The 22,441-nt window shown below is 43.4% G+C and carries 23 protein-coding genes; 15 read left to right on the top strand and 8 right to left on the bottom strand.

Annotation, left to right across the window (positions count from 1 at the left end; all coding sequences use genetic code 11):
* Nucleotides 1-382 precede the first annotated feature (382 nt).
* A complete protein-coding gene (locus tag MHN32_RS11695) occupies nucleotides 383-1,543 on the top strand; it encodes a DUF1343 domain-containing protein (RefSeq protein ID WP_239421777.1) in 1,161 nt (386 codons plus the stop codon).
* Nucleotides 1,544-1,598: 55 nt separating this feature from the next.
* Here the strand turns inward: MHN32_RS11695 and MHN32_RS11690 are convergent, their stop codons facing one another.
* A complete protein-coding gene (locus tag MHN32_RS11690) occupies nucleotides 1,599-2,447 on the bottom strand; it encodes a MurR/RpiR family transcriptional regulator (protein ID WP_010606197.1) in 849 nt (282 codons plus the stop codon).
* A gap of 212 nt (nucleotides 2,448-2,659) precedes the next feature.
* On the opposite strand from MHN32_RS11690, the gene MHN32_RS11685 reads away from it, so the two are divergent.
* Nucleotides 2,660-4,036 (top strand): Na+/H+ antiporter NhaC family protein, encoded by a 1,377-nt coding sequence (locus MHN32_RS11685; protein ID WP_239421776.1) that lies wholly within the window; start codon nucleotides 2,660-2,662, stop codon nucleotides 4,034-4,036.
* A 13-nt stretch (nucleotides 4,037-4,049) separates the two neighbouring features.
* Here MHN32_RS11685 and MHN32_RS11680 read toward each other — a convergent pair whose 3' ends face one another.
* The 3 genes from MHN32_RS11680 to MHN32_RS11670 all read right to left on the bottom strand — a co-directional run bounded on the left by MHN32_RS11680 (nucleotide 4,050) and on the right by MHN32_RS11670 (nucleotide 6,148).
* Entirely contained in the window at nucleotides 4,050-4,655 is a 606-nt protein-coding gene (locus MHN32_RS11680) for a hypothetical protein (protein ID WP_010606199.1), read from the bottom strand.
* Nucleotides 4,648-5,205, bottom strand: coding sequence for an RNA polymerase sigma factor (locus MHN32_RS11675; protein ID WP_010606200.1), 558 nt, complete (start codon nucleotides 5,203-5,205; stop codon nucleotides 4,648-4,650). The genes MHN32_RS11680 and MHN32_RS11675 overlap by 8 nt, the downstream gene beginning before the upstream one ends.
* Nucleotides 5,206-5,512: 307 nt before the next feature.
* On the bottom strand, nucleotides 5,513-6,148 hold the full coding sequence (locus MHN32_RS11670; RefSeq protein ID WP_239421775.1) for an energy transducer TonB: 636 nt from the start codon (nucleotides 6,146-6,148) through the stop codon (nucleotides 5,513-5,515).
* 168 nt (nucleotides 6,149-6,316) lie between these two features.
* On the opposite strand from MHN32_RS11670, the gene MHN32_RS11665 reads away from it, so the two are divergent.
* Together MHN32_RS11665 and MHN32_RS11660 are read left to right on the top strand one after the other, a co-directional pair.
* Nucleotides 6,317-6,823, top strand: a complete 507-nt coding sequence (locus tag MHN32_RS11665) for a DUF3087 domain-containing protein (protein WP_010606202.1) — start codon at nucleotides 6,317-6,319, stop codon at nucleotides 6,821-6,823.
* Nucleotides 6,824-7,033: 210 nt separating this feature from the next.
* The gene (locus MHN32_RS11660) at nucleotides 7,034-7,291 is read left to right on the top strand and encodes a hypothetical protein (protein ID WP_239421774.1); all 258 of its coding nucleotides are present in this window, start codon (nucleotides 7,034-7,036) and stop codon (nucleotides 7,289-7,291) included.
* 54 nt (nucleotides 7,292-7,345) lie between these two features.
* On the opposite strand, the gene MHN32_RS11655 is transcribed toward MHN32_RS11660, so the two are convergent.
* The 3 genes from MHN32_RS11655 to MHN32_RS11645 are packed head-to-tail and all read right to left on the bottom strand — an operon-like array spanning nucleotide 7,346 to nucleotide 10,549.
* On the bottom strand, nucleotides 7,346-8,911 hold the full coding sequence (locus MHN32_RS11655; RefSeq protein ID WP_010606204.1) for a sensor domain-containing diguanylate cyclase: 1,566 nt from the start codon (nucleotides 8,909-8,911) through the stop codon (nucleotides 7,346-7,348).
* A complete protein-coding gene (locus MHN32_RS11650; protein ID WP_010606205.1) occupies nucleotides 8,904-9,326 on the bottom strand; it encodes a hypothetical protein in 423 nt (140 codons plus the stop codon). The genes MHN32_RS11655 and MHN32_RS11650 overlap by 8 nt, the downstream gene beginning before the upstream one ends.
* Nucleotides 9,326-10,549 carry a hypothetical protein gene (locus MHN32_RS11645; RefSeq protein WP_174169903.1) on the bottom strand — a complete coding sequence of 408 codons (1,224 nt, stop codon included), beginning with the start codon at nucleotides 10,547-10,549 and terminating at the stop codon, nucleotides 9,326-9,328. Before MHN32_RS11645 ends, MHN32_RS11650 begins: the two co-directional genes overlap by 1 nt.
* A gap of 160 nt (nucleotides 10,550-10,709) precedes the next feature.
* Between MHN32_RS11645 and ribA the strand changes: the two genes are divergently transcribed.
* The 6 genes from ribA to csrA all read left to right on the top strand — a co-directional run bounded on the left by ribA (nucleotide 10,710) and on the right by csrA (nucleotide 16,979).
* Complete coding sequence (gene ribA, locus MHN32_RS11640) at nucleotides 10,710-11,336, top strand: GTP cyclohydrolase II (protein ID WP_010606207.1); 627 nt, start codon at nucleotides 10,710-10,712, stop codon at nucleotides 11,334-11,336.
* 242 nt (nucleotides 11,337-11,578) lie between these two features.
* Nucleotides 11,579-12,376, top strand: a complete 798-nt coding sequence (locus MHN32_RS11635) for a BPSS1780 family membrane protein (protein ID WP_239421773.1) — start codon at nucleotides 11,579-11,581, stop codon at nucleotides 12,374-12,376.
* Nucleotides 12,376-12,864, top strand: a complete 489-nt coding sequence (locus MHN32_RS11630; RefSeq protein ID WP_010375943.1) for a regulatory protein RecX — start codon at nucleotides 12,376-12,378, stop codon at nucleotides 12,862-12,864. The genes MHN32_RS11635 and MHN32_RS11630 overlap by 1 nt, the downstream gene beginning before the upstream one ends.
* A gap of 4 nt (nucleotides 12,865-12,868) precedes the next feature.
* The gene (gene alaS / locus MHN32_RS11625; RefSeq protein ID WP_239421771.1) at nucleotides 12,869-15,472 is read left to right on the top strand and encodes an alanine--tRNA ligase; all 2,604 of its coding nucleotides are present in this window, start codon (nucleotides 12,869-12,871) and stop codon (nucleotides 15,470-15,472) included.
* A gap of 7 nt (nucleotides 15,473-15,479) precedes the next feature.
* Nucleotides 15,480-16,703, top strand: coding sequence for an aspartate kinase (locus MHN32_RS11620; protein WP_010606210.1), 1,224 nt, complete (start codon nucleotides 15,480-15,482; stop codon nucleotides 16,701-16,703).
* A gap of 90 nt (nucleotides 16,704-16,793) precedes the next feature.
* Nucleotides 16,794-16,979 (top strand): carbon storage regulator CsrA, encoded by a 186-nt coding sequence (gene csrA / locus MHN32_RS11615; protein WP_010375935.1) that lies wholly within the window; start codon nucleotides 16,794-16,796, stop codon nucleotides 16,977-16,979.
* A 76-nt stretch (nucleotides 16,980-17,055) separates the two neighbouring features.
* Here csrA and MHN32_RS11610 read toward each other — a convergent pair whose 3' ends face one another.
* Entirely contained in the window at nucleotides 17,056-17,550 is a 495-nt protein-coding gene (locus MHN32_RS11610) for a YcxB family protein (protein ID WP_239421770.1), read from the bottom strand.
* Between the two features lie 458 nt (nucleotides 17,551-18,008).
* On the opposite strand from MHN32_RS11610, the gene MHN32_RS11605 reads away from it, so the two are divergent.
* The 5 genes from MHN32_RS11605 (at nucleotide 18,009) to MHN32_RS11585 (ending at nucleotide 22,362) form a co-directional block, all read left to right on the top strand.
* Nucleotides 18,009-18,257 carry an OadG family transporter subunit gene (locus tag MHN32_RS11605; protein ID WP_128725554.1) on the top strand — a complete coding sequence of 83 codons (249 nt, stop codon included), beginning with the start codon at nucleotides 18,009-18,011 and terminating at the stop codon, nucleotides 18,255-18,257.
* A 12-nt stretch (nucleotides 18,258-18,269) separates the two neighbouring features.
* On the top strand, nucleotides 18,270-20,051 hold the full coding sequence (gene oadA, locus MHN32_RS11600; protein WP_239421769.1) for a sodium-extruding oxaloacetate decarboxylase subunit alpha: 1,782 nt from the start codon (nucleotides 18,270-18,272) through the stop codon (nucleotides 20,049-20,051).
* A 10-nt stretch (nucleotides 20,052-20,061) separates the two neighbouring features.
* Nucleotides 20,062-21,192: a sodium ion-translocating decarboxylase subunit beta gene (locus MHN32_RS11595; RefSeq protein WP_010606214.1), complete on the top strand. Its 1,131-nt coding sequence runs from the start codon at nucleotides 20,062-20,064 to the stop codon at nucleotides 21,190-21,192.
* Between the two features lie 120 nt (nucleotides 21,193-21,312).
* Nucleotides 21,313-22,035, top strand: a complete 723-nt coding sequence (gene bla, locus MHN32_RS11590; RefSeq protein WP_102057295.1) for a subclass B1 metallo-beta-lactamase — start codon at nucleotides 21,313-21,315, stop codon at nucleotides 22,033-22,035.
* Between the two features lie 9 nt (nucleotides 22,036-22,044).
* Entirely contained in the window at nucleotides 22,045-22,362 is a 318-nt protein-coding gene (locus MHN32_RS11585) for a hypothetical protein (RefSeq protein ID WP_010606216.1), read from the top strand.
* The last annotated feature ends 79 nt before the right edge of the window (nucleotides 22,363-22,441 follow it).

The following is a 22,441-nucleotide window of genomic DNA, read 5'->3' as shown; positions in this document are numbered from 1 at the left end:
CCTCAAGTGGTGAAATAAAGAGATAAACAAGCCGACGAAAGTCGGTTTTTTTGTGCTTAAATGTATCGTGTAGGAGCAGGTTTACCCTGCGATCTTTTACGAAAGTTGAATATGATGGCGCTAGGAGGTTCACTCTCCACAACACACGTCCTGCGTTCGCCACTTTTCCTCAAGTGGTGAAATAAAGAGACAAACAAGTCGACGAAAGTCGGTTTTTTGTGTCTAATATCCATGTAGGAGCAGGTTTACCCTGCGATCTTTTATGAAAGTTGAAGACGACGACGCTCAGAGATTCACTACTGCATGATTAAACTCCCGAAATACTTTTCATTTTTTTTCTGACTGATACCCTAATCGCGTATTTATTTAGAGAAAGCGTTATATGTTTCAATCACTCAGAATTTTATTACTACTTGTTTTTTGTTGTGTTCCTTTAACTGTTGAAGCGCTTACATTAGGTGCTGAGCGCGCAGAAGAGTATTTACCTGTGTTAAAAGGTAAGCGCGTCGGATTAATCGTAAACCAAACATCCCGCATTGAGGACCAACATCTAGTTGATTACTTACTGAATAAAGAAGTGGATGTTAAAAAGGTCTTTGCACCGGAACATGGTTTTCGTGGTAATTATGATGCGGGTGCTAAAGTAGATGATGCAACAGATGTGAAAACTGGGCTACCAATCATTTCGCTTTATGGTAGTAATAAAAAGCCAAGGCCTGAGCAGCTCAAAGATATCGATGTGCTTATTTTTGATATTCAAGATGTGGGGTTACGCTTTTATACTTATATCAGCACTATGCACCTCGCGATGGAAGCTGCAGCCGATGCAAATATTGAATTTTGGGTTTTTGATAGGCCAAACCCAAATATCGCATATGTTGATGGCCCATTATTAGAAAACCCATTTCAATCTTTTGTTGGTATGCATCCCATTCCCGTATTGCATGGCATGACCGTTGGCGAACTTGCGGCTATGATTAAAGGAGAAGGGTGGTTAACCTCGCTAAAAGCGCCACAGTTACGTGTATTTCCAATGCGAAATTATAGCGGTACCACCGAATACAGATTGCCGATCCCACCAAGTCCTAACCTGCCAAACCAACAAGCAATCTACTTGTATCCATCTTTGTGCTTTTTTGAAGCGACACCTATTTCTGTTGGTCGTGGAACGGATTTTCCCTTTCAAGTTTTTGGCTATCCAGACCCTAAGTTGGGTGAGTTTCAGTTCACTCCCCGACCAGTACTAGGTGCGGCTTCCAATCCTAAATTAAATGGTGTGACTGCGTTTGGGCAGGATTTAAGAAACAGCAATGTACGAGGTTTTGATCTAACTTGGTTTGTTGCTGCATACGCACAGTTCAAACACGAGAATAAAGCGTTTTTTCAGTCCCCCGGTTTTCTCGATAAGCTTGCAGGCACGGACAAAGTCCGCAAAGCCATTGAATCTGGCCAATCGGCATCAGAGCTGAGGAAACTGTGGCAGCAGGATGTACAAGATTTTTTAAAGCAGCGGAAAAAGTATTTATTATACCCGAGACTGTAACGGGTTTTTGCTAGAGGTAAACGGCAGCACGAGTCTGCCGTGAGTGGCTTAAGTCTTACTCGCTACGCAATACTTGCATGTTTTCATTGGCCTTATCCACACGTTTTTGCCAATGCAGGTTAGATTGCGCGAGTGCAGTGAATAAAACATCAATAAGGTAGGCTTGAGAAGTACGAGACAGCATACCTGAATGCTTAAGTGGCTCCCCTTCATTGATGCAATACAGTATCGCATCTGCCATTTCCGCGAGTGAGTGGCTACCATAACGTGAAATGGCAAGACATTTACAGCCATTATCCAGAGCTTGATTAGTCAAGGTTAGCAAGCTCTTGCTGGTTCCTGTATTGCTGATCACAATAAAAAGATCGTCTTTTCCCATCGTTGCAATAAAGCTAGAGGCACTGATTTCATCGACCTGAGCAATTGCCGGAATACCAAGCTTTTGGAGTTTCCAAGTTAGATCTTGGGCCATAGTGAAGGTACTACCAAGTGCACATACGATGACTTTTCGTGCGTTTTTCACCAACTGAATTGCGTTCTCAAACTGTTTTGCTGAGTTAAGTTTTCGAGTTTCGGAAATAACATTTTGCTGTTTTAGTTGTAATTTATCTGCGATTAACTCGATGGAGTCATTACTGGAAATTAACTCATCAATTGCTGCGCTGGTATCTGTTTGCTCGTTGAGCGCATCAACGACGGCAAGTTTAAATGCTGGAAATCCTTTATACCCCAGCTTTTGGGCAAATTTTACGACGCTAGATTGGCTGACACCGGCTTCGCGTGCCAGCTCAACGGAGGAAAGCGCACGGATTTTATCGCCCGAGTTCAAGGTAAAGTCAGCAAGCTTTGCTTCACTATTTGAGAGTGATGGACGAAGTGCTTTTATTTTGACAAATGTAGACATACGATACTCAATCCGAACTAAATTAATCTGTCCATATTATAGGTTCAATTGGAACGTTACGATAGACCAAAAAGGAATATCATTGCACAAAACACACTCATTGTACCAGTATTGGGGTTAAATGTTGACTTAAATTTAATTTAGTCGCAAAGACTTGGTGTTTTAAACCGCTTAACTTAAGCTAAGTGTTTTGAATTTATAGACTAAACTATATGGCTTGGTACTCGATTTTGCCACCTTTGATTGCGATTGCAGTCGTGTTTTGGCGTAAAGAAGTGATTATCGCTTTGATTTTAGCGTTAGTTTCTTCCGAATTTTTATTGGCTGTACATGGCCAGCAGTCGCTAGTTGCTGGCACATTTGTAGGCAGTATCGAACGTGTTATTGAGGTTGCGACATCGGCAGGTAACAGCCGGATCTTGATTTTTAGCATTGTGATCGGTGCATTGCTCGCCTTCATCCGAGAGTCAGGTGGGGTTGCTGCAACGGTGAATATGCTGCTTAATCGAGGCGTCGCTAAGAGTAAGCGTCAGGTTGGCTTACTGACCATGTTGACTGGCACGGCTGTGTTTATCGAATCAAATATGAGTGTACTAACTTCTGGTATTGTTGCGAGGGGGCTATTTGACAGGTTCAAAATGAGTCGGGCTCGTTTGGCTTATATCATCGATAGTACTAGTGCTCCTGTATGTATTTTGATTTTACTTAATGGCTGGGGAGCTTATGTGCTTGGGCTGCTGAGTAACTACGAACTTGAGCAGTCAGCAGTGAGTATTTTATGGGGTAGTGTCGCGTTTAACTTTTATGCGATTATCGCGCTGTTAATTGTTCTCTATACGATTGTCTTTGATAAAGCTCATGGACCGATGAAGGCTGCGGAACAAGAGTTAAAACACCATACGGCTGAAATAAGTAGTGGGCCGAGTGCTACCAAGTCGCGTTATATGCTGATCCCTTTATTAACGCTGATTGTAAGTATGCTTGGATTTATGTTTTGGACAGGCAATGGTGTATTGGCAAATGGTAGTGGCTCTAAATCAGTACTTTATGCCACACTCTTAGCTTCAACGGTTGCATACTTGCTGCTTTTAACCGGCAAGAGATTTAGTCATCACGAGCTAATGGATGTTGGGTTTAAGGGAATGGGAGAACTGCTGCCATTGGTAAGTATTGTGTTACTCTCTTTGACCTTAGGTGCAAGTCTAAAAGAGTTAGGAACAGGGACTTTTGTTGCGTCTTTAGTTGGTGACTATTTGCCTATTTACTTGATAGTGCCTGTACTCTTTATTACTGGTGCAATCATGTCATTTACGACTGGTACATCATGGGGCACCTTCGCCATATTAATACCTATTGGTGTGCCACTTATTCAATCGCTAGGCCTGCCACCGTCGCTTGTGCTTGGTGCTATCTTAAGTGGCGGAATATTTGGTGATCACTGCTCGCCTATCTCTGATACCAGTGCGGTATCGGCACTGGCATCTGGATGTGACTTACTGACTCATGTTAAAACCCAGTTGCCTTATGCATTGGTGGGCGGGGTATTAGCAATTATCTGCTTCTTTATTGCCAGCCTTATTATGATTTAAGAGTAAGCGCCAGTTAGGGGCAAGCCAAAACTTGGTTTTGCCCCGTACTTTCAATAGCAATAATTTGTCCGTTGTTGGCGGTCGACAGTGCTAGCATAACTGGCGTATTAAAATTGATAACACTAGTTTTTGGCTGTGGCATCACGCTAAGTAGGCTTTGCTTTAACTCGATGAGGGTATGGGTATTACACTCTTCAATTAACCAAGCATCATCGTTAATTGCAACGAGTCGACCGTAACGCTGTTCTTGAACTTGTTGTTGCGCAGCCTCAAATCTAGCATCCAGCACTTTTTTCTGTTCATCTATACGGGCAAGATACTGGCCTTGCTGTAGCTCATGCGTTTCGATGTGTTGAAAATCTCCATAACTGACTAAATGAGCATTTGAGTTATATTCTTTATCAATATCAAAATGTTGATTTTGATACCATAAGGTGAAAAGTAAAGCGACTGAACAAGTAACCGCGCTCCACTGCCAAGTTTCTATACGACCCAAATAATGATGGGCAAAGCTAACTAGTCGCACCTTGATGCGAGTAGCCAAAGTTAACGGTTTTTCCTGCTTGTTAGCTTGGTAAGCCGCTTTTAACTTGGCGTCAAATTTGTCTAAATTACTCATGATCTTCACCCACTTGAGACTTTAGAGTCTCTTTTGCGTATCTAATTCGAGTTTTTACAGTCTCTTGTGTGGCCCCTACAATTTGTGCTATTTCAGCTAAGCTGAACCCTTCTAACTGCAAGCTTAGCGCCTCTTTTTGTAATAAAGGAAGTGTAGCAATTTGCTGGTATAGCCACTGTTCCTCCGATGTTTTTGTGAACTCATTGGAGTTGGTCATACCTACTTTACTATCTGTCAACTCAGAGAGTTTACCTGACGCTCTGATTGAATCGATTAGCAAGTTACGTGCAATGTGAAACAAGTAAGCCTTGGGGTGACCCTGTTGTCGATAAGCGCTTTTCTTTTCGATGACTTTTAGCCATGTTTTTTGACATATATCTTCTGCCGACGCCGCCTGTGTTTGTGTTTTTAGAAAGTGAAATAAATCACCTTGATAGCGCTCAATGACTTGCTCTAGGTATTTTACTTTACCCGTCGTCGCATATTCATAAAGCGGATCTTCTACGTTGCTGGTGGCGCGAGCACGCCACATTTTCAAGCTACTCAGCATAGGCAATCCTAAGTCTCAAGGGTCAACAGACCCTAATATCAATAAGCTAAATTAACCTGAGCTTCGGATAATTAATGCCTTTCTAGCAGCCAGTTTTAGCGCTAACTGCGTTGAATTCACTTCCAATAGCCAGCTATTGGTGCATAAATTCGCCTTATTATCCCTAAAACTGTCAGGCTAGATAAGGGGATAATTTAATGTGGTATTAAAAACAATGAGTTAGCTCATTCCTTATCCAAGCCTCAGGTTAAATTAAGAAGTTTACTTCGTGACTCAGCGGCTCAAATTGATTACGTATCAATGGCTGTTATTGTTCCAGTGTAAACTCTAATACAACGCGCTGAGCGTATTGCGGCTGCGGCTTTCCATCAACAATAAGTGGTCTATACTTCCATTTCCTTAGTGCTCTGACAGCAGCCTGATCAAATACTCTTTTAGGCTCCGCATTCGTCACTTTAACATCAATCACTTCGCCTTGTGGAGAAATGGCAAACTCCATTTCTACCCAGCCTTCCACTCCATCTCTAGCAGCCGCGGGCGGATAGTTAGGGTTGCTTCTAACAAGTGGAGTCGCTTGCCCATCGGTGGAGAATTGCAGCGTCATGGTGTTAGTAAACTTACCTAAATCTACGCTAGGTGTCTCGCTACTAATTTGTAGATTATCTCCTGTATCAACGATATTTTCAGTCGGTCTAACTGGGGCCGTTATTGGTTTTGGTGGTTCTGGCATTACCCTTTTTTCTTCGACTGGAGAGTCCTCTCTATCCGTTGCAATAGTAAGATCAAATACTTCTATGTCGACAATGGGGGGAGTGAGTTCCTGAGAAACTAAGTTTTGCATAAAGCCAAAGGTGGCAAAAGTAATAATAACTGCGCCAACAAGCGATAGTGCGAGTTTTGGAATTGCTGAATTAGGCTGTTGAAGAGTGGCTAATGTCGTCATGATTTTATCCCTGTTATATTGTTTTCGTATATAAAACGTTTGGGTAACTGAAACGGGGTGAAAGTTTTTAGATTTTTTTGATATGTATCTTGGTTTGGCTACAGGCCATGGATTACAATGCACGAAAAGCAGAGCACATTATTTAATTTTTCGTGATCATAGGTAGTTATGAAGTTAGTTGAGATCAATAAAGCGCGTTATCGCAAACATTTAAATCAAGTAATTATTGCTTGCGTTGTGGCGCTAGCGCTCGGTAGTTTAGGGATTGCTCAGTTATTGATCCAATTATTTCCTGATGTAGATGGTAGCCATTTTCATTGGAATTTAACTGGTGTAGTAGTGACCTGCATCGTCATTGGGCTCGTGCTCAAAAAGCATAAAGCGCATCCCTTTATGACTGAAGTCAGTTATGTGTGGGACTTAAAGCAATCATTGAACAAAATCACCCGTAAAATGGCGAAGTTAAAACAGGCTGCGCAGCAGGGGGATGTGGACGCGATGACGGCGATTCAGTATAGCTATGCGGGATCTCGTCAGCTATGGCAATTGGATGACAACACCATAACGATGGATGATTTGGCGATGTGGCAAGCAGAGCTGGATTCACTGGCTAGCAAGTATCAAGTTGAAATAAAAGCAGAAAACTATAAAGAAACGATATTGAAACAGTACTAACAAAGCGGCTTGTTTCGGCGTTAAACTTTTTCACAATTTTTAATGTGACACTAATGTGTCAGAACGGTAATATAACAGTCAAATTTTCTATTAAAGGAACACTTTGAACTGTGCTATTGCGTCATCGGTTTCACCAGTTCGGCTGGTTGGTTCTTATCAACTCTCTTTGCTCAATCTTAATTACCATAAATGTTGTAAATACCGATCTTGATGAATGAGTACTTAGGGGTCAAAAACACACCTGAAGATTATAGTACGGGTTATAACTTAACCGGAACAGTTAAAAAGAGAAACTGGCTATTACTCAGTAGCTACAATAAATATGCGATTGTGAGTAAGCAGCAAATTGTTGAAGTCTCGCCCATGGGAACTTATGAGATGCTCGATGAAACTAACAAGCCATCTGAGCAAGAGCCAAACTTTGAATATATTCAAGAGGCAATGCAGCAGATAAGCCACTTTCAGTAGATAAAAGAGGATTAGGTGTGCTGGTGGACTGTCGTGCTAACTTGAGCGGTATAACTAAGCGCTTAACGAGTAAAATTGAAAGGCGTTTTTCTTGTCTTTTTTAACCGTATACATGGCGACATCGGCACATTCGATTAATTGGCTTAGCTCAACCGCGTCTCTTGGGTAGCTTGCAATACCTATGCTCGCACCAACTCGCAGTGGAAGTAATTTCCCTTCTGACGTTTGCCAAATCATCTCGGTGTTTATCGCCCCTAACAGGTTTTCAGCGATGCGCTGCAATTTTTCATTTTTAGCGCAGTGCAAGGCAATCAAAAACTCATCACCTCCCCAACGACAAACCACGTCTTGTTCTCTCACCTGAGCACTAATTTGAGTGGCGATGTGTTTTAACATAGCGTCACCGGCGTTATGGCCATAAATATCATTGATTGGTTTAAACTCATCTAAATCAATAATAAATAAGCTAAACGGAGTTTCGTTATCTAACCACTCGTTGATCTTGATTTCAGTACCATGGCGATTGTAGAGGCCTGTTAGCTTATCGCGGTTAGCCTTTTTATTGAGTTCTTGAAACACAGTTTTTCTAAGCGTGATATCTGATAAAAACACCTGTAAATAGAATTGCCCGCTACTTTCCACTCTAAGCATGATGACACTCAGCCAAACAGGTTGTTCGGTCATGGGGTTAATAAACTCAAACTCTGACTGAGTTGGCTGGTTAAGCTCCAAGGTATGCTCCGTAAAGGTGTAGAGAATATCCGGAGTTTTGCAGTAGCGACCAAAACTTTCGGGAAAATATTCATCAAGGTCAATTGCCATGCCTGCCAGCAAATCACAAGCGGCATCATTAGCTAAGATCACTTCACCTTTGTCTTTTACCAGTAGGGTGGGAGAAGAGGAGCGCTCAAACATCAGCCTAAAGCGCTTCTCAAGTATTTCAATATCAGCTCGCAGTTGGCGCTCTTGCTCGAACATGGAAGCGGTTTTAGCAATAAGTTGATTGGTATTGCTCGCAATATCACCAATTTCACTTGATTCATGCCCCCTAGGCACGACTAAATCCAATGGTGTTCCAGGAATAACCCTAGCAATTTGACTACTTAAGTTACTCAGGGGTTTTGTAACTATAAAATGTGTAACAACGGTGAAGATGACTAAGATTGGGATGATGACAACCAACAAAGTTTGAACACTTGAACGGGCGATATCTCTAGCACTTTGCTCGATAAAAACGGAATTTGGTTGAATATAGATCTCACCAACAATTTCACTCAATAAAAACGGATGATTAAGCGAAATAATGGTCGCATTTTGCGATTTAAATCCTACACTTTGAGCGAGCCACTTATCCTCACTTTTTATTGCGGCCGAAGAGATAACGTCGTTACTGACTAGGCCATTAATAACTTCTACAGCAAGGTCTTTGTCATTGAGATAAGTGGCAATAGAGGAAGACGACGACACGGTTTGGCCAATTTGCCCAATAATAGTATTAGAACGCCGAAGTTCACGCTCAACAATATGGTCGTGATATAACTTAGCGTAAAGCATTGAAAAAATAAAAGTCGAGACAACAAGCACGAGTGCTAGCCGCACGATCAGCCCATATTTAGTCATCGATTTGATAAATTACCTTCACATCACCCGTCACAAAGTCTGCTGGAACATAGCCGATTGCATTTGGCGTATTTCTGATATTTTCAAGTATAGTCGACGGTGAGGAAAATGACTGTGGGGGAGAAACTTTGCCGCTGAACTTTATTCTTGACCAATAAGCATTGATTTGGCTTTCATTGCGTCCTGTCAGTGCCAAGAAAAAAGGACCTCTTAAAGGGTGTGATTTTTCGTAGTCATAGGTCACGGCCATATCGCCGTTGGGAAAGGCAACGTATTTTCCCATGTACATGTCGATGAGTTGGCGCTGCGATATTGACTCGATGGGGTTGTCTTTGTTAACTATGACGGCAATATCAGCTGTTGCTGAAATTGGGTAAGAAATCAGGAAGAAAACAGCAGTAAGTAACCTTTTCATCAGAACACCCAATTAAAGCTAAGTGTGAAGGTGTTAAAAGAAAGGTCGGGATCACTAAATTGCTCAGTATCGTGAAGGTAAAAAGCGCTGGGCAAATGGTCCGCTGATGTATGCTTCCAATTGAACTTTAGTGCTAACGTCGGGCTCAATTCGCGTCGCCACGTTAGTGAGGTGCTATGCTGATCCAGTTGATAAAAACCAGAGTGCATGGAAGCAGCTTCGTATATTTGTATTAATTCAGGTAATGGGACGAGCGGACCGGGTTCTACACTTGGCTCATTATCGGACTTGGCAACTGAGTAGGTGAAAGACAAAGTGTTTAAATCGAAGCGCTTGCCTAGTGTGATATAAGCTGCTTTGAGGCGGTTGAGCACGCTGGAATTTGAATCCGTCAGCGATAATTCACTTTGTACCAACCACTTCGAATCATCATATCTCATACTGAGTGCGCTATAGGTGAAGCGCTTGTCGATAATATAAAGAGAGTCGATAAGCTCATTTTTGGTTGGCCAAACTTGTAGAGGAACTTGCGCGAGAGCCTCACGTAACTGCTTTTGCTGTTCATGCTCATTAGCTGCTTTTGTTGTTGTATAGTTGGCTCTAAACAGCCAATTTAACGTTTCGTACTGTACCGCTACACCCAAGATAGATTTAAGTTCTACATTCCAAAAAAACTTATAATCGCTGTAGATAGGCGATTCGGAGCGGCCCCAATATGCTTTGATGCTGGCGATGCCCTGATCAAGCGGTGCGCGATACTGCAAGTCAACGCCATCTAGGTTTTGGTGAGGAATAATAGAATAAAACTCGACAGGCGGATGTTCCATATCCATTGAATAGCCAATATCCCGATATTCAGTCATCAAAAATAGGTCTAACCCGGTGCGTCCGGCACGAAATTGCCAGTTCGAATTTAGGTTGTAGCGTAGAAAAGCCAGTTTTATTGCATTGTTGACTCGGTCATCGTGTTGCTCTTTTAATAGCAGTTGCCCAACAAACTCTACATTATCATTTGCATGCCACTCTGCCTGTAGGCCCAAAGAAGAAAATGAAAAGTCGAGCTCATCTTTTTCCACACCGTGCGGATGTGAGATGGATTCTCTGATTTTGGCGGTATGGGAGTCTGTTTTAACCGCCTTGAGCGTAGCAAAGCCACTGAAATCAATGTCAGAGCCGTAGCTGAATGTGGTTAAAAATAGTAGGCAGATAAAAACAGAGCGCATGAGTTATAAATGTTTTCGCTTTCCTTTTTATATAGCCTAGTTCGAATTTTGACATTTACCAATGCGATGTCCGCCTTGGCCTTGTATAATGAACTTAGAGACACCATATCCCATGTATGGTAGCATATTGTTATATTATCACATTAGGCAAGATTAAGACGTGGCAGAAGTAAGAGCGAGAGTCGGGCTGAATGTAGGGCAGCATAGTAATATCCCTGCAGAAATAGTTTCTTTTTCAGGGCTAAAAGATGGCCAGGAACATGTTGCGCTGGTATTTAATAGCGCAGACAGTCAGCAGCAAATTCCCCTAATTCGTATGCACTCTGAGTGCTTAACCGGCGATGTCTTTCATTCTTCTCGTTGTGATTGTGGCGAACAGTTAAATGAATGTATTGAGGCGATGCATAAACAAGGCGGCATTTTGTTATATTTGCGCCAAGAAGGTCGTGGCATTGGCTTGTACAATAAAATCGATGCTTATGTATTGCAATCTCAAGGGATGAACACCTACGAGGCAAACAACCACCTCGGCTTTGAAGATGACTTAAGAGATTTTTCTGATGCCGTGTTGATGCTTCAGGCGCTCGGATTAAACCACGTTAAGTTAATGACGAATAACCCAAGAAAGCTGAAGGCGTTGAGAAATGCGGGTATTACTGTCGATGAGGTAGTTGGCACTCAGGCGCATGTTAAGGCTGGGGTTTCTGGTAATGAACAGTATCTAAAAACCAAGATCCAACACGGTGCCCACATGCTGGATATCAAAAAGATATCAAAAGCTGATTAGCCGAAGCGTATATGCTTACTACAACAAGCCGACTAGATAAGTGCTTCGGTTGGCTTGTCATATCAAACATACTATTCTCATTACAACTCTCTCAAACTTAAGATGTCCAACATAGGTTATGGTAACCGTCAGTATTTGTTTCAAATATGCTAAAAAGCGCTGACAAATCCGCTTTTCATGCCTTTTCACTCGACGCGGTAATCAGTATAATCAAAGACGTTATAGCTTAAATTAAGTGGACTATGTCGACACCAATTAGAACATTCAAAGCAAGCATGGGCGTGCAGTGGCTAAAAGCCGGGTGGGCAATTTTCAAAACCCAGCCTTTGACTTTCATGCTGATGTACATTTTCATGGCGGTAGTAAGCCTATTACCCCTGTTCGCACCTATTTTTCATATCATCGCTGCCTTGTCTGGTCCGTTTTTAAGCGCTGGCTTCTACCTTGCAGTTATCAATAAACAGATCAATAAACCAATAAAGTTAGCTGATATTTTTGAGCCTTTTGCAGCAAAAGGCCGCCGATTACACTTGTTCCGAGTTGGTATTTATCAAATGGCAGGTGCGCTGTTGCTGACTATGGTTGCCGGTGTGCTATTCAGTGATGTGGCGACTGCGCTGGAGAGTGTTGGCCCAAATACCGATCCGAATGAACTTATCGGACTTATCGCGAGCAATATTAGTTTTGCCGAAGTTGCCGTATTTGTGATTGCACAATCGGTCATTATGATGGCCTTCGCTTTTGTCGTGCCACAGGTGTTTTTCCAAGGTGAAAAACGTATTTTTCACGCGATGAAGTGCTCGCTTGCCGCTTTTTATCATAATATGGCTGCGCTGAGTATTTACGGCTTAGTCGTCGCAGCGCTTATCATCGCGTCTATACCGCTGTCGATGATCCCGGCGATTATTATCATGCCGGTCGCCATGATAGGCTTTTTTGTTTCTTTTCAAGCGATGTTTATGCCAATTATCGTTGAAAAGAAGGAAAATGATGAAAATGCTAACATCTCTCAGTCTGACTCAGGACGCTTTGACGCCTGATGGATGAACAAGAAGTTAAAAAGCTAAAAAACTATGCGGTTTGGTTATTGTCGAGACAAGAGTACTCTGAGTCTGGATTGACGCAAAAGCTACTGCAAAAAGGGGCTACAGCGGCAGTCGCGGAGCAATTGGTATCTTGGCTAAAGTCGCTCGATTACGTTAATGATGACCGCTATGCAGAGAGCTTTTTAAACCGCCAGATTGCAAAAGGACTTGGAGAAAAGCGTGTATTAATGGATGCAGGGCAAAAGGGTGTGAGTCGAGAGACTTTGCATACGCTAATCGCTGAGCGCGAAATTGATTGGTACATGCAAGCCGCAAAAACCTATGAAAAAAAGTACGGTCTTTGCGCACAACCGATAGAATATAAAGAAAAAACTAAGCGCGTACGTTACATGAGTTATCGTGGCTTTAGTTTTGATGAAATAGATTTTGCAATTGAAGCTGCAATGACTGCAGCAGAGCAAGAAGAAATAAAGGGTGAATGATCACATGCAGCATATGACTACCGCACAAATCAGGCAAAGCTTCTTAGATTTCTTTGCTAAACAACAGCACCAAGTGGTGCCTTCAAGCTCGTTAATTCCGGGTAATGATGCCACCTTACTGTTCACCAACGCTGGTATGGTGCAGTTTAAAGATGCCTTCTTGGGTGCGGAAAAACGCCCTTATACGCGAGCAACCAGTTCACAGCGCTGTGTTCGTGCTGGTGGTAAACATAATGACCTTGAAAACGTAGGTTATACCGCAAGGCACCACACTTTCTTCGAAATGCTAGGTAACTTTAGCTTTGGTGACTATTTTAAAACCGACGCAATAAAATTTGCTTGGAGCTTCCTTACGGATGTGATCAAGCTGCCAAAAGAAAAGCTACTAGTCACGGTTTACCATGAAGACGACGAAGCATTTGATATCTGGTCAAAACAAGTTGGTGTTCCTGAAGACAGGATCATCCGTATTGCGACGGCGGATAACTTTTGGTCAATGGGCGACACGGGTCCTTGTGGTCCTTGCTCTGAAATCTTTTATGACCACGGCGAACACATTTGGGGTGGACCTCCGGGCTCACCAGAAGAAGACGGTGATCGCTTCATTGAGATCTGGAACTTAGTATTCATGCAGTACAACCGTCATGCAGATGGCACAATGGAGCCGCTGCCAATGCAGTCGGTTGATACCGGCATGGGCCTTGAGCGTATCTCTGCAATTATGCAAGGTGTGCACTCAAACTATGAGATTGACCTGTTCCAAGCGCTGATTAAAGCCGCTGCAAAAGTAACAGATGCTCAAGATTTAGAAGATAAATCACTACGTGTAGTTGCTGACCACATTCGTTCGTGTGCGTTCCTTATTGCTGACGGCGTTATGCCATCGAATGAAGGTCGTGGTTACGTGCTACGCCGTATCATTCGTCGTGCAGTTCGCCACGGTAATAAACTCGGTGCAAAAGGGGCATTCTTCTATAAGTTAGTTGCTGCACTCGCTGAGCAGATGGGTGAAGCTTATCCTGAACTAGTGAAACAACAAGCAATTATCGAAAAAGTATTGCGTATCGAAGAAGATCAGTTTGGTAAAACCCTAGACCGTGGTTTAACTATTCTAGAAGAAAGTCTTGGAGGTATTGAAGGCGACGTTATTCCAGGCGATTTAGTGTTCAAACTGTATGACACTTACGGTTTCCCTGCGGACTTAACGGCAGATGTGGCGCGTGAGCGTTTTATGACGATTGACGAGCGTGGCTTCCAAGCATGCATGGAAGAACAGCGTAAAAAAGCGCAAGCAGCTGGCAAGTTCGGTGCAGATTATAACGAACGCTTGAAGTCTGATAAAAACACTGACTTCAAAGGCTATGATGCTGAGCACTATACCGGCACTGTGGTTGAAATCTTTAAAGACGGTCAACATACCAATACGTTAGAAGATGGTGAACAAGGTGTGGTTATCCTTGACCGCACGCCTTTCTATGCTGAGTCAGGCGGCCAAGTTGGTGATACGGGTGTACTAAAAGTGGCTAACGGCGAGTTTGTGGTTACTGACACGCAAAAGCTAGGTAATGCATTTGCACACCATGGTCATGTGGTTGGCCGTATTGGTGTTAACGATAAAGCCGATGCACGTATTGATGCTGAGCGTCGCGAGCGAGTGAAGAAAAACCATACTGCAACGCACTTGGTGCACAAAGCACTGCGCGATTTGTTGGGTGACCATGTTACTCAAAAAGGTTCATTGGTACTGCCGGATCGTTTGCGTTTTGACTTTTCACATTTTGAAGGCGTCACTAAAGCGCAGTTGCAGCAAGTAGAAGATGCAGTGAACGCAGAGATCCGCCGTAACTTTGCTTTGCAAACTGAGTTGATGGATATCGATGCTGCCAAAGACAAAGGTGCGATGGCGCTCTTTGGTGAAAAGTACGATGATGAAGTTCGAGTCGTTTCAATTGGTGGGTACTCAATCGAGCTTTGTGGTGGTACACACGTGAAGCGCGCTGGTGATATTGGTCTCTTCAAGATTGTATCAGAAGGCGGTATCGCAGCGGGTGTTCGTCGTATCGAAGCGGTAACAGGTGCTGATGCTATCGCTTATGTTAATGAGCAAGAGCAAGTGCTTTCTGAAATTGCGGCTTTGGTTAAGGGTGATACCTCATCAGTGCTAGAAAAAGTATCTGCGCTACTTGAAAAGTCAAAAGGCCTTGAAAAGCAAGTTGCTCAACTAAATGACAAACTAGCAAGTGCTGCGGGTGCAACGCTACTTGACTCTGTAACCGAAGTGAATGGGATTAAATTACTCGTAGCGAACGTTGCAGGAACTGAGTCTAAAGCACTGCGAGGCATGGTCGATGACCTGAAGAACAAGATTGGCTCAGGTGTCATCGCGCTAGGTGTAGCAAATGGCGATAAAGTAAGCCTAATCGCTGGCGTAACGAAAGACTTAGTTGGTCAGGTAAAAGCAGGTGAGCTAGTTAATCACATGGCTTCTCAAGTCGGTGGTAAAGGTGGCGGTCGTCCTGATATGGCGCAAGCTGGTGGTTCACAACCAGAAAACCTAGACGCAGCACTAAACAGTGTTCCAACTTGGTTAAATGAAGTAACGCAGTAATCAGCAAGTGGCGCTGATTGTACAAAAGTTTGGCGGCACCTCGGTAGGTTCGGTAGAGCGTATTGAGGCGGTTGCCGAACACGTTATCAAAACACAACAACAAGGCCACCAAGTGGTGGTCGTGTTGTCTGCAATGTCAGGCGAGACAAATCGTCTCATTTCCCTTGCCCAACAAATCGATGCACGTCCGAGTTCTCGTGAGCTAGATGTATTGATCACCACCGGCGAACAAGTTTCTATTGCGTTATTGGCGATGGCCATCATTAAGCGTGGGCATTCTGCCGTGAGCTTACTTGCCGATCAGGTTGGTATTAAAACAGATAACATGTTCTCTAAAGCGCGGATCACAGAAATAGACACGACCCGCTTAAAGCAAGAGCTTGAGCATAACCGAATAACCATTATTGCCGGATTTCAAGGGCGCGATGAAGAAGGCAATATCACCACGTTGGGGCGTGGTGGTACAGATACCTCAGCAGTTGAAATCGCAGGGGCTTTGCAAGCAGACGAATGTCAGATATATACTGATGTCGATGGCGTTTATACTACCGATCCGCGCATAGAGCCAAATGCAAGGCGTTTATCACATATTACTTTTCCTGAGATGTTGGAGCTGGCCAGTGTGGGCGCTAAAGTTTTGCAGATCCGTTCGGTTGAAGCGGCTGGTCGATATAATGTACCACTGCGTGTACTTTCTTCGTTTTCTCCTGACAACGGCACCTTAATTAGCTATGAGGAAGGTAAGATGAAAAATACTAAAGTGGTCTCTGGGGTAGCGAGTGTCAAAGACGAAGCGCTTATCTTAGTTAACAATGTAGATGCAAAACCTAGTAATCTTGCCAATATACTTTCTCTTCTTGGTGAGCATAATATCGAAGTCGATATGATTAACCATTTGAACCACAGTGAGAAAAAAATAGACTATGCTTTTACTGTGCACACAAATGATTGTATTCTGGCGGAAGAAGTTTTAGCGCAACATGCACAAAATTTAGGTGGCGCAACCGTAGAGGTTAATGCTAACGTGGCAAAAATCTCAGCGGTTGGCATCGGGATGAAATCTCATTCAGGTGTTGCTGGTCTCTTTTTTATGGCATTGGCCGAAGAAAATATTCACACTCTATTAGTATCTACATCAGAGATAAAAATCTCGGCACTGGTAGAAGAAAAATATTTAGAGCTAGCTGTACGGGCTTTACATGCCAAATTCGAATTGGAAAGTACTGAGTAAAAGAAGTTTTTGCTTACTTTTCTAGGAACTTTTATTTAAAATGGATTTGACGCGGAATCTTTTAAATTTTGGAATAACAGGAGCAAGAGAATGCTAATACTAACTCGTCGAGTAGGTGAAACCCTGATGATTGGTGATGAAGTGACTGTAACAGTACTAGGTGTTAAAGGTAACCAAGTACGTATTGGTGTAAATGCGCCTAAAGATGTTTCAGTTCACCGTGAAGAAATTTACATGCGAATTCAGGCTGAGAAATCTAGCCCGGGCAATATGTAATTGACCAAATATTGAATTACGATGTTAGTTAACATAGTTTGACTGGCATAAAAAAACCCCGCCACTGCGGGGTTTCTTATTTCTGGCTTTGCCCAGACAAAAAAGCAATCGCTTCTTCGTTAAGTCCAGATTTACTGATATAGCTCGGTTTGTTTTGGTGAAATACCAAAAAACCTCTACTCGTTTCAACGAGTTTATCTAAGTCGTCAAATGGGTAAGAAAATTCGGCATGTCTCGCTTTGGTGCTAATACCAGTTTTAGTGATTGAAACTTTGACGACATTGCCAGCAGCGCGAGAATACGACTGTCTTATCACCCACCAAGCTTTACGATAATAGAAAGCGACGCATTCAACCACAGCCAATAGAATAAGAAAGTTCCCTACGTAGTGCTCCTGCAACCCGTAAATAGCAAACAGCCCCAATGCAATTAGCAGTACAAGCAAGCCATATTTCGGCTTAACAGCAAGTCCATTGGCTTCAGATTCTTCAAAACACTCTCGATAATAGGCTTTATCTAACTTAAATTGGCTTTGAAAAGATAAATTTTCATTTTGTTCAAGGGAGGGCATAGACGTTCGTTGTGGTAAAAATTTCCCACTATTATACCCATCTATATTGAAAAAGCTGTAACGCGAGTAAATTGTTTGCAGTTCCCTTTTGCTATATCCAGCGAAATACGCGCCATACAGTATGACGTTTACGTAAACGTTAACTCTTGGTCAGTCCAATTTACAATTTATCTTGCGTAATCAAAAATCCTTTCTATATTCATTAGGATCTCAGTATTAGTTGGCGCTATTTTGAATATTTTTCATATTTATTACGTTGGTTTTCCATATTTATTAGTGCTTTCCTAGCTAACTAACTGATTATTTGTAAGTTAAGTGTTTTGGTAATACCAATTTACAGCAGGCTTTACAGTGGAACATTTTTTGTTATAAGGTGAATAAATATCTATAAAAAGTGAAGGTTTATACCAGTTCGTTAACATCGAATAGGAAAACCAAACAGCAAGTAAGGGGTAAAAATGGATATTGGAGCGCAGCTACTGCAAGCAGGAAATCTTATGCTGACCGGTATGGTTGGTGTTTTTGTTTTTCTGTCCATTTTGATTTTTGCGATGCGACTGTTGGCCAACTTTGCTGCTCAATTTAAAGAAGTAGCGCCAAGTACCACAAGATCAAAAACAACCAGAGCAACATCGTCACAGGGTGTGCCACAGGCACATATTGCAGCCATTAGCGCTGCCGTTGCAGCCTACAGAAAAAACAATTAATAGGGGTTTTGCATGTCACAGTTAAAGCTAACCGAATTAGTGCTGCGCGATGCGCATCAGTCATTACTCGCCACCAGAATGCGCTTGGAAGATATGCTTCCTATCGCTGAGAAGCTCGACAATATGGGCTACTGGTCTGTTGAATCATGGGGGGGAGCAACCTTCGACTCGTGTATTCGCTATTTAGGCGAAGATCCATGGGAGCGGATCCGTGCACTGAAAGCTGCAATGCCAAAAACCAAACAGCAAATGCTACTGCGTGGTCAGAATCTATTGGGCTATCGTCATTATGCTGATGATGTTGTCGAAAAGTTTGTTGAACGTGCCCACCATAACGGGGTAGATGTATTTAGAATATTCGATGCAATGAACGACGTGCGCAACTTAGAAACGGCTATTAAAGCGGCCATTAAAGTGGGCGCGCATGCGCAGGGCACGATTTCGTACACCGTAAGCCCTGTTCATACGCTGGAAATGTGGCTCACGCAGGCCAAGCAGCTCGAAGACTTAGGCTGTCATTCCATTTGTATCAAGGACATGGCTGGATTACTGAAACCCTATGATGCCGAAAAGTTAATCTCTGGGCTTAAAGCGTCCGTCTCTATTCCTATCGCAATGCAGTGCCATGCAACCACAGGGCTCAGTACTGCAACTTATCAAAAAGCCATAGATGCGGGTATCGATATGCTCGATACGGCGATTTCTTCGATGAGTATGACCTATGGTCATAGCGCAACAGAAACTATCGCGGCGATTGTGGAAGGCACAGAACGTGATACCGGGCTGGACTTACTTGAGCTTGAAGAGATCGCAGCCTATTTCCGTGAAGTGAGAAAGAAATATACAGCTTTTGAGGGCAGCTTGAAAGGGGTCGATGGTCGTATTCTATCTGCACAAGTGCCTGGTGGCATGTTAACCAATATGGAAAATCAACTGCGAGAGCAAGGTGCAGGTGACAAGCTTGACGCAGTACTAAAAGAAATTCCAAGTGTGCGTAAAGAACTTGGCTACTTACCGCTGGTAACACCAACCTCACAGATTGTCGGGACGCAAGCGGTATTAAACGTACTTACAGGTGAGCGTTACAAGTCTATAACTAAAGAAACTGCTGGCGTGCTGAAAGGCGAATATGGAGCGACACCAGCGCAAGTCGACCAAGCTTTGCAACAACGCGTGCTTGAAGGCGCAGAGCCTATTACCTGCCGTCCTGCAGACTTAATTGAACCTGAGCTGGATAGTTTACAAAGCGAGTTAGTCGCGACGGCAAAAGAGGAGCAAATTACCTTAGCCGACGAGATTATTGATGATGTGCTTACCTATGCATTATTCCCGCAAATTGGCCTTAAATTCCTGAAAAATCGCAATAATCCAGATGCGTTTGAGCCAAAACCGACGCTTGTTGAAAGCAAAGAGCAAAAAGCTGCAGCGACGCCTGCTAAAGCCAAGTCATCAACTAGTGAGCGTTACAGCGTAAAAGTGGATGGCAAAGTATACGATGTGGTGGTTGCGCCGGGTGGAGAGTTACAAGAAGTACAAGTCAAAGACAGTGAGCTTATTCCTCAGTCAACCTCGGTAAGCTCCAGTGAAACTTTGAATGCGCCACTTGCTGGCAACATATTTAAGCTTATGGTGCGCGCAGGAGATGAGGTGCAAGAAGGCGATGTGGTACTCATCATGGAAGCCATGAAAATGGAAACCGAGGTGCGTGCAACACACAGTGGCCATGTCGCGGAGCTACTCGTCTCTGAAGGCGACTCCGTCAGTGCTGGCGATGCCATCATGTCTTTAGCATAAGGATGTCGTGATGGAAGGGTTACTTAATTTATGGCAAGCAACAGGGCTTGCCAACTTCACCGTGCCTGCACTTTGTATGATGGCTGTGGGCTGCGGACTTTTGTATCTTGCGATCGCCAAAGGCTTTGAGCCGTTGCTATTGGTGCCCATTGGCTTTGGTGCCATACTCACGAATATTCCTGTTGCTGGGCTTGCCGATCCTGGTGGGCTTTTATATTACGTGTATTACATTGGCATAGACAGCGGAGTATTCCCCTTACTGATCTTTATGGGGGTGGGTGCGATGACAGACTTTAGTGCTTTGATAGCCAACCCCAAGATGCTGTTGCTTGGTGCCGCAGCTCAATTTGGGATCTTTGCCACCTTGTTTGGGGCTATATTGCTGAACTATATTCCGGGCTTTGAATTTACCCTGCAAGACGCCTCTGCAATCGCCATTATTGGCGGTGCAGATGGTCCAACTGCGATCTTCCTCGCGTCTAAGCTTGCACCAGAGTTACTAGGGGCAATTGCGGTGGCAGCCTATTCGTATATGGCGTTGGTGCCAATTATTCAACCACCAATCATGAAAGCACTCACGACGCAAGAAGAGCGCCAGATTGCGATGCCACAGCTGCGCCATGTATCAAAAACCGAGAAAATCCTCTTTCCTCTGGCGGTACTGGGTCTAACGATACTGTTTTTACCTGCTGCAACACCTTTGGTTGGTATGTTCTGCTTGGGTAACTTGATGAAAGAGTGTGGTGTAGTAGACCGCTTGAGTAAAACGGCGCAAAACGAGTTGATTAATATCACCACCATTTTCCTCGGGTTGGCGGTGGGCTCAAAGTTGGCAGCTGATCAATTCTTAACGGTTGAGACGTTGGGGATTTTAGCACTAGGTGCCGTGGCATTTGGAATTGGTACCGCAGCAGGTGTATTAATGGCTAAAACCATGAATAGATTTAGTGATACCCCCATTAATCCGTTAGTTGGCGCTGCAGGGGTATCCGCAGTCCCGATGGCGGCGCGTGTGGTCAATAAGGTTGGCCTTGAAAGCAATCCGCATAATTTCTTGCTAATGCATGCGATGGGCCCCAATGTCGCGGGTGTATTAGGCAGTGCGGTTGCTGCTGGTATTTTGCTTGCACTGGTAGGCTAATTTACACTTCTCCAACCATTTGCGTGGCGATTTTAGGTTGCCGCGCATTTTTATTTCTGGACTTTATATTCTTGAACTTGATAGTCTTTCGTCACTTTTAATTAACACGAACAACTTCAGATGAAGTTTTTAGCTCCTTTCTTATTTTTGTTACCCTGTGTGACAGTTGCAACGGAAACATCGACTTTAGTGGTAACACCGATAGCAGAGCATGTTTATAAACATGAATCTTCGCTACACGTTGAACCTTGGGGGTTAGTGGCAGGCTCTGGGCTGATTGTGGTCGACGGTCAAGATGCTTACATTGTTGATACACCTTGGACCGAGCAAGACACAGAAGCACTGCTATTGTGGGCCGAGGACCGCAAGCTCAATATTAAAGGGGCGGTGGTCACGCATTATCATCAAGATGCAAGCGGTGGCCTAGCGGTATTAAATAAACATCAGATCCCAACCTATGCATCAGCCCAAACTAATCATTTATTAGCCCAAAAACACAGCGCTATCGCGTCACATAATTTGCCGCAAGCCTCAGCAGCGATAAAGTCAGGTGTCGTTGAAACCTATTACCCAGGTGCAGGACACTCGAAAGATAATATTGTCGTGTGGCTGCCACAATCTAAGATTTTATTCGCAGGATGCTTTGTGAAAAGTGTGGTGAGTAAAAATTTAGGTAACTTGGAGGATGCTTCGGTTGATGAGTGGCAAGCGTCTATACACAAGGTATTGAGCCGATATCCGGAAGCAAACATGGTTATTCCAGGGCATGGTAAAGAAGGGGATTTATCTTTGTTGCACCATACCGTTAAGCTAATCAAAATCGAGCAATCAAAAGGTAAATAAAGGACTGACATGAAATTTATTCCATTTCGTAATTTACGCTGTCCGGGTTTAGAAACTGCGCTGTGGTATTGTCGCTTGTTGTTTTTAACGGGCGTAGCCTTGATAGTGCTTGGGGTTATCAAAGAGGGGATTGCAATCTATCATTGGCTAATCGCCATGATAGAGAATGGCGACGCGCCAATAAAAGCAGCCTATATCTATGACTTAGATTTGCTTTCCCACCCAAACTTTCATTTGATCATTGTTGGAGTGGTGAAGATCTACTTCTCCTGTGGCCTCGCGATTAAACTAAAAACAATGTCCCACGAGCAGGCGTTACAAAAATAACGAATACCACGTAAAGGAGTCTCATAGAGGAGTTTCTCAGAGAAATTTCTTAGACCCTTTTACGCGGCAGAGCTACTAT

Source organism: Pseudoalteromonas sp. Of11M-6, assembly GCF_022347905.1.
Lineage (GTDB): Bacteria > Pseudomonadota > Gammaproteobacteria > Enterobacterales > Alteromonadaceae > Pseudoalteromonas.
This window is presented reverse-complemented; position numbering and strand designations above follow the sequence as displayed.